Origin of the sequence: Limnospira sp., assembly GCF_051859755.1 — a bacterium.
Classification (GTDB): Bacteria; Cyanobacteriota; Cyanobacteriia; order Cyanobacteriales; family Microcoleaceae; genus Limnospira; species Limnospira fusiformis.
The window spans coordinates 1-6,749 of record NZ_JBIMLI010000191.1 but is presented as its reverse complement, the minus strand read 5'-3'; the positions used below and the strand labels follow the sequence as shown (position 1 = coordinate 6,749).

At 42.1% G+C, this 6,749-nt stretch carries 6 protein-coding genes; 3 read left to right on the top strand and 3 right to left on the bottom strand.

Annotation, left to right across the window (positions count from 1 at the left end; genetic code table 11):
- The first annotated feature begins 201 nt into the window (after nucleotides 1–201).
- Nucleotides 202–552 carry an STAS domain-containing protein gene (locus tag ACTIE0_RS21895; RefSeq protein WP_006668629.1) on the top strand — a complete coding sequence of 117 codons (351 nt, stop codon included), beginning with the start codon at nucleotides 202–204 and terminating at the stop codon, nucleotides 550–552.
- Nucleotides 553–729: 177 nt separating this feature from the next.
- Here ACTIE0_RS21895 and ACTIE0_RS21890 read toward each other — a convergent pair whose 3' ends face one another.
- On the bottom strand, nucleotides 730–1,866 hold the full coding sequence (locus ACTIE0_RS21890; protein ID WP_008051781.1) for a PP2C family protein-serine/threonine phosphatase: 1,137 nt from the start codon (nucleotides 1,864–1,866) through the stop codon (nucleotides 730–732).
- 83 nt (nucleotides 1,867–1,949) lie between these two features.
- On the opposite strand from ACTIE0_RS21890, the gene ACTIE0_RS21885 reads away from it, so the two are divergent.
- Nucleotides 1,950–2,498 (top strand): ATP-binding protein, encoded by a 549-nt coding sequence (locus ACTIE0_RS21885; protein ID WP_006622141.1) that lies wholly within the window; start codon nucleotides 1,950–1,952, stop codon nucleotides 2,496–2,498.
- On the opposite strand, the gene ACTIE0_RS21880 is transcribed toward ACTIE0_RS21885, so the two are convergent.
- Nucleotides 2,476–3,252, bottom strand: a complete 777-nt coding sequence (locus ACTIE0_RS21880) for a DUF1350 family protein (protein WP_006622140.1) — start codon at nucleotides 3,250–3,252, stop codon at nucleotides 2,476–2,478. The two genes, ACTIE0_RS21885 and ACTIE0_RS21880, sit on opposite strands and share 23 nt — an antisense overlap.
- A 146-nt stretch (nucleotides 3,253–3,398) precedes the next feature.
- On the opposite strand from ACTIE0_RS21880, the gene polA reads away from it, so the two are divergent.
- The gene (polA, locus tag ACTIE0_RS21875) at nucleotides 3,399–6,281 is read left to right on the top strand and encodes a DNA polymerase I (protein ID WP_046321847.1); all 2,883 of its coding nucleotides are present in this window, start codon (nucleotides 3,399–3,401) and stop codon (nucleotides 6,279–6,281) included.
- On the opposite strand, the gene ACTIE0_RS21870 is transcribed toward polA, so the two are convergent.
- Nucleotides 6,193–6,749, bottom strand: a 557-nt coding sequence (locus ACTIE0_RS21870) for a hypothetical protein (protein ID WP_439516989.1), incomplete at its 5' end; no start/stop codon positions are given. The two genes, polA and ACTIE0_RS21870, sit on opposite strands and share 89 nt — an antisense overlap.

Sequence of the window (6,749 nt, the reverse complement as noted above, 5' to 3'; positions counted from 1 at the left end):
GTTACCTTAACGGGTAATAGTGCTATCGTCGCATTGTCAGGCAATAGCCGGATAAATGTCGCGTAAATGTATCAGATGTGAAATTCTGTCTCTGAGAGCCTTAATTGGGCTGTAAGCCTCTATAATTGTTGTTTGGGTAGGAGAGTTTGGCTTGAGGACGCATTCACAGGCTATACTAGCGGAATATGGCGAGTCATTTCTATGCTTCAATCTCAAAAGAATATGAGTTCTGATGTTCAAATCCTACAGCCCCAAGGTATTTTAGACGGTACTAAAGCTAGCCAATTCCGTCAGGATATTTCTAGGTTAGTTGAAAAGGGAGCTAAAACCATCTTGATTGATTTTCAGGATGTCACATTTATGGATAGCTCTGGTCTGGGGGCTCTGGTACTGGCTCTGAAAACGGTTCGAGCGGCAGATAGTAAATTGGTAATTTGTTCGATTAATGAACAGATTAGAATTCTGTTTGAACTAACCAGTATGGATCGAGTGTTTCAACCAATTTTTGAAAATCGACAGGAGTTTGAGAAAAAACAAAGTTACCTCGGCTAGTTATGCCAATCATCCTCTGAATTTTTAATCGGGGTTTTGGGAAATAAAAAACTGGTTTTGGGATAGATATTTGGGTCTGTGTAATTGATGTTGATATTATGCAGGCTCAACGGTTTTTATCAAAATTTATAACCATCAAAATATGATATTTTTTCATGCCAAATAATCACATATTTTTTAGGGTAAACTAACTTTTATAAGGGAGAAATCATCCTCAAAGGGATGGTCAAAATTGATGGTTTTGACGGCTTCTAAGATGTTATTTAAACTCCCGGATTGAAAGTTATTGTTTCTCATTAAAAGTTTAATAAAGGCATCCATTCCCCAAATATTACCACCGGGTTGATGAATTTCATAGACTCCATCACTAAAAATATAAAGGTTGCTGTTTTTTTCGACGTGACAAGAAGCGTCAATATAGGCAGCTTCTAGGAACATACCTACAGGCATTCCGGGGGTTTTTAATTGTTGAAATTGTAGATTATTGGGGTTTTTTCCAGATAGTAGAATGGCGGGAGGATGCCCAGCGCTAGAGTAAGTTAATTGTCGGGAAATGCGGTTATAAACGCCATACCAAATGGTGAAATATTTATCATTTTGATAGGTCATTTGGAAGGTAGTATTAAGCGATCGCAATACGTCACTAGGCTGATAATAGTTAATATTAGGGATAGCACGGGATCGCAATAAATTCAACACGGAAACCGAGGGCAATGCCGCCCTAAGTCCATGACCAGAAGTATCTAATAAATAGATAGATAAATGGTCGGCATCGAGCCAACAATAATCAAAACAGTCTCCCCCCAATTGCCGAGAGGGGATAAATTTTGCCTCAATACGCACAGGTTCTTCCAGGGGTTCAGGAAGTAGCGATCGCACATATTCGGCGGCTTCGGATAACTCAGTTTCCAATAACTGTTTTTGAGTTTGTAAATCTTGGCTAAGTTGATGAAGTCGCAGACCGGCTCTCACCCTAGCATATAACTCATTCATCTCAATAGGTTTAGACAGAAAATCATCAGCCCCGGCATCTAAACCCTTAACGCGATCATCAACAGCGGTCAGAGAAGTAAGTAAAAAAAACTGAGTAGTTGATAATTCCGGCATAGCCTTAACTTGTCGGCATACTTCAATTCCGGTCAGCCGAGGCATAATCCAATCACAAATCATCAAAGCCGGACGCAATTCTTTAGCCTTTTCTATGCCTTCCTCGCCATTACTAGCTACCACCACATCATAACCCTGCTTTTTGAGTGTTCTTTTGAGCAGTTCTCGAATTATGGTATCATCATCAATCACTAAAATTTTAAACATGGGCGCTGAGTTTAAACAATTAGAGGGACGGTCAAGCAAAGTTATCATTAACCATTAGGATCACCCAGAGCATCTCACCGGGGATGGCTATATTAGATGACAATGAACTAATCCTATACAGAACATTCAAGATAGAGTATAGTCTAATTACAAGATGGCTCGACGATCGCACCTATCGAAAAGTGATTAAATCTGAAGGTTCCCAACCTATCCCTTCTACATTCTGCCTGCAAACGGAAACCAGTTTGGATATGTTGGCAGATGTTTTAACATGGTTTGGCAAATTACAGCCACCATCAATTCCTAAGTCAGTCTGGCTGCGCTGTCAACTGGCATTAGCAGAAGGATTTACCAATGCTGTGCGACACGCGCACAAGGGACTGGCTGTAGATGTTCCTATTGAGATCGAGGTCAGTCTGTTTAACAATAGTATTGAAATCTGCATTTTTGATCACGGTCAACCGTTTGATTTAGATAAAAAACTGCTAGAGATGTCATCGAAAACCCATCAAGGTTCACCGGGAGGGCGGGGGTTGATGCTAATGCGAGATATTGCGGACAAGTTTAGTTATCGGCGGTGTGATCCTCACAGAAACTCTTTAGTGATCATCAAATATTTTTCACCGGACTGAGAGGGTTAAGCCATTGTAGGACTTCCCGTCTAAGTTGGTATAGGTCTTTATAGACTTCGTGTTTAAACCATTGTCCGATCGCGTCTAGGGGGCTAAATGATTCTCCTCGTGGCCAACTGATATCCTGGGCTAGGGGGGTCTGATGATCGCCTCGCAACTGCTGAAGTGTCACCAGTCCAGGAAATCTGTGGTTGAGAATTTGATAGAGTCCGCTACTTTGGTCGATGTTATCTTTACTGAATTGGATCAACAGGTTACGCCGGACTTGATAGCGATCGCCAACTAGGGAATTGGTCTGCTGTGGGGTCGGGGTAAATTCCACATCAATCACGGATGATAACTGTTCTACCAAAGGAATTGACTGTCGGGCGGTATAGTTATTAAAAGAGATCAAAATATTTCCCGCCCTTTCGACTTCAAACAAGGACCCGATCAGTAGATGCAGCTTGCACCCCATACTATGACCAATGCCATAAATTGGCAACCCCCGCCGCCGCAGTTTCTGGGCTGCAAATAGGTCTTCTAAGCCGTCCTCAAAGGTCCATAATACCTCACGCGCCATATTTCCATGATCAAGGGTATTAATAAATGGTGTAGCGATGATGGCATATCCCTGCAACCCTAGTTGTTCTAATAACCAACGATAGGTGATATGGGGGGCTGATGCTACAAACGCCCCACCGAGAAAATGTACGATCGCTTTGGGTTTTGGGGGAATTAACACCCAATTATCGGAAAATTCCAGCCAGTCCATGAGTTACCTTTTCCTACCGCTGTCAATTATAATCAAATCTGGGGGTCTGGTTAATGGCGATTTCGGATTGACCCGTGTTTTTTTTGATTAACCCGCCCCTGGTATTATAAATATCTACCAAAATATTGTTACACAAAGGCTTGCCCGTGTCTTCTAACTCTCCGGTTTTAATCCTCATTGACGGCCATTCCTTGGCTTTTCGCGCTTACTATGCTTTCGGGAAAAGTCGCAGCGGGGGACTGCGAACTTCTACAGGAATTCCTACCAGTGTCTGTTTTGGCTTTCTTCAATCTCTACTGGAAGTTATCGACATCTATAAACCGGAATTAGTGGCGATCGCTTTTGACCGGGCTGAACCCACTTTTCGCCATGAAGCTGATGCTAACTATAAGGCGGATCGCGCCGAAACCCCGGCAGATTTTATTCAGGATATCAATAACCTCCAACAATTATTAGAAGCCTTCCGTATACCGATTTTTTCGGTGGCTGGCTACGAGGCTGATGATGTTTTGGGAACTTTGGCAAATCGGGGAAGCGCCGCCGGATATCAGGTCAAAATTTTATCTGGTGATCAAGACTTATTTCAACTAATTGATGAGCAAAAACAGATTACGGTTTTACATTTAAGCCATGGGAAGGGTAGCAGTCCCCAGGAATTTGCCGCCCCCCAGGTTTATGAAAAATTAAGTATTAAACCAGAACAGGTGGTTGATTATAAAGCACTGTGTGGCGATCAGTCTGATTGTATTCCGGGGGTCCGAGGGATTGGGGAAAAAACGGCGGTTAAATTATTGGCGGAATATGGTTCCTTAGATAGTATTTATGAATCAGTCAATCAAATCAAAGGGGCGATCGCCAATAAACTTAAACAGGGTCAAGAATTGGCTTATCATTCTCAAAACATGGCGACGATTATCTGTGATGTCCCCCTAGATATTAACTGGGAAGATTGCCAACTACAGGGGTTTGATAGCCAGGAAATTATCCCTTTACTACAGCAGTTAGAGTTTCAAGTATTTATTGATAAAATCCATCAGCTTCAATCCCAATTTAAGGGATTAGTTGATGTGGAGATTAACTCAAGTAATTCGGAAGTAAGCTATCCCACAGAGTTGGATAGTTCCGAGGATAGTTCCGAGAATAATGATGATGATGATTTGTGGTTTTTTAGTGCTGAGGATACCGCCTTAGAAACTAAAGCGATCGCCAATTCTATTCATCCTCAAATCATCCAAACTCCCGAAGCCTTAGCCCTATTAGTTAATCGCCTAAAAACCCATACTAACCCGGATAAACCAGTCGCCTGGGATACAGAAACTACATCCTTAGAACCGAGGGATGCGAACTTAGTAGGAATTGGCTGTTGTTGGGGTTCGGAATTATCCGACCTGGCTTATATTCCCCTAAATCATACCCAGGGGGAAATGTTAAATATAGAGGAAGTTTTGCCGGCTTTGCGTCCGATTTTAGAGTCGGAAAACTACCCGAAAACCTTGCAAAATGCCAAATTCGATCGCTTAATCTTACGGAGTCAAGGAATTACCTTAAAAGGGGTAGTTTTTGACACTATGTTAGCCAGTTATGTAATCAATCCTGAATCATCCCACAATTTGACAGATTTATCATTAAGATATTTACCGGATTTAGGAATAGTCGCCCAGAGTTATAGTCAGTTAGTCCCCAAAGGCAAAACTATTGCGGATTTAGATATTAACACCGTCGCCAATTACTGCGGCTTAGATGTTTTTACCACCTTTCAAATCACCCAAAAAATGCAGGATATCCTCAAAGATGTACCACCATTAAATGATTTATTGAGACAGGTAGAACAACCCCTAGAACCGATTTTAGCCGGGATGGAGTTTCAGGGGATTAGGATTGATACAGACTACCTTAATCAACTATCAAAGCAGTTAGGTGAGACCTTGGAAAGTCTCGAAAAAGCATCTCATCAAGCCGCCGGAGAAGTGTTTAACTTAGGGTCGCCCAAACAATTGAGTGAGTTGTTATTTGATCGGCTACAATTAGACCGTAAAAAAAGCCGGAAGACTAAAACCGGATATTCTACAGATGCGACGGTTTTAGAAAAGTTAAAACATGACCATCCCGTGATTAATTATATCCTGGAATATCGGACGTTATCCAAATTAAAATCTACCTATGTGGATGCTTTACCCGAGTTGGTGCGAAGTGATACGGGTCGCATTCATACAGACTTTAATCAGGCGATTACATCAACAGGTCGTCTGTCTTCTTCCCACCCGAATTTACAGAATATACCTATCCGCACGGAGTTTTCTCGCCAAATTAGAAAAGCATTTATTCCTGAGTCTGGCTGGCTGTTAGTGTCGGCGGATTATTCTCAAATTGAGTTACGGATTTTAGCGCATTTAAGCCAGGAAAAGATGTTAATAGAGGCTTATAATACTAATCAAGATGTACATAGTTTGACCGCTCAATTGCTGTTTGATAAGGATGAAATTACAGCGGATGAAAGGCGCTTAGGAAAGATTATAAATTTTGGGGTTATTTATGGTATGGGTTCCCAAAGATTTGCGCGGGAAGTGGGGGTAAGTGCTACGGCTGGCAAACAGTTTATTGATAGGTTTAACTCTCAATATCCGGGAGTGTTTGAGTATTTGGAATCGCAAAAGTTGGCGGCTATTAATCAGGGTTATGTGGAAACTATTTTAGGGAGGCGGCGCTATTTTGAAAGTTTAAAAGGACGCGATCGCGATCGCCTTAACTACCAAGATGAACAAATGTTACGCGCCGCCGCTAATGCACCTATTCAGGGTTCAAGTGCTGATATTATTAAAATAGCGATGATTAAACTGGCTGAAATTCTCAAAAACTACCAAGCCAGACTATTATTACAAGTTCACGATGAACTGGTCTTTGAGGTTCCCTTATCAGAATGGGAGGAACTCCAACATCAAATTAAATCCACCATGGAAAATTGTCTATTTTTATCAGTTCCGTTGGTGGTAGATATTCACGCCGGGACAAATTGGATGGAAGCCAAATAATGGAGAATTGACAATTCTGGAAATTCTCTAATGTAGCTTGCATTAGTGCTTGAGTTTGACCGGAAACGGTAAATAATAGGGCTTCCCGATAAACCCGCGAGGCGGGATGATCAATTAAATTAGCCGCGCCGCTGGATACTGTCACCGCAGCATGGGCGCATTTTACGGCTAAAGCGATCGCCTTTCCTCGTAACTGTACCTGTTCAGAAAAGCTATAATTCCCGTCGGTAATTGCTGCCAATATTTCCCCCCGACAGCCTCCCAACTCTTCTGTGAGGGACTCCAGCGCCGACTCAATAAAAGCAAATTGTTTTTGCTCAAAAACCCTCTCAACAATGTCTAAACCCGCCCTAGCGCATCCCAGAGCGAAAAAACTGGGCTGTAATATAGAACAAGACAGAACACTTAGGACGTATAATGGAGAGGACGAGATGACTAAGAAGACCAAAAATGCCAGCCCCCTATAGT

Excerpts from the sequence above, each read along its gene's own strand:
- ACTIE0_RS21895 (WP_006668629.1), top strand. The coding sequence starts at position 202 with ATGCTTCAATCTCAAAAGAATATGAGTTCTGATGTTCAAATCCTACAG.
- ACTIE0_RS21890 (WP_008051781.1), bottom strand. The coding sequence starts at position 1,866 with ATGTTTAAAATTTTAGTGATTGATGATGATACCATAATTCGAGAACTG.
- ACTIE0_RS21880 (WP_006622140.1), bottom strand. The coding sequence starts at position 3,252 with ATGGACTGGCTGGAATTTTCCGATAATTGGGTGTTAATTCCCCCAAAA.
- ACTIE0_RS21885 (WP_006622141.1), top strand. The coding sequence starts at position 1,950 with ATGGCTATATTAGATGACAATGAACTAATCCTATACAGAACATTCAAG.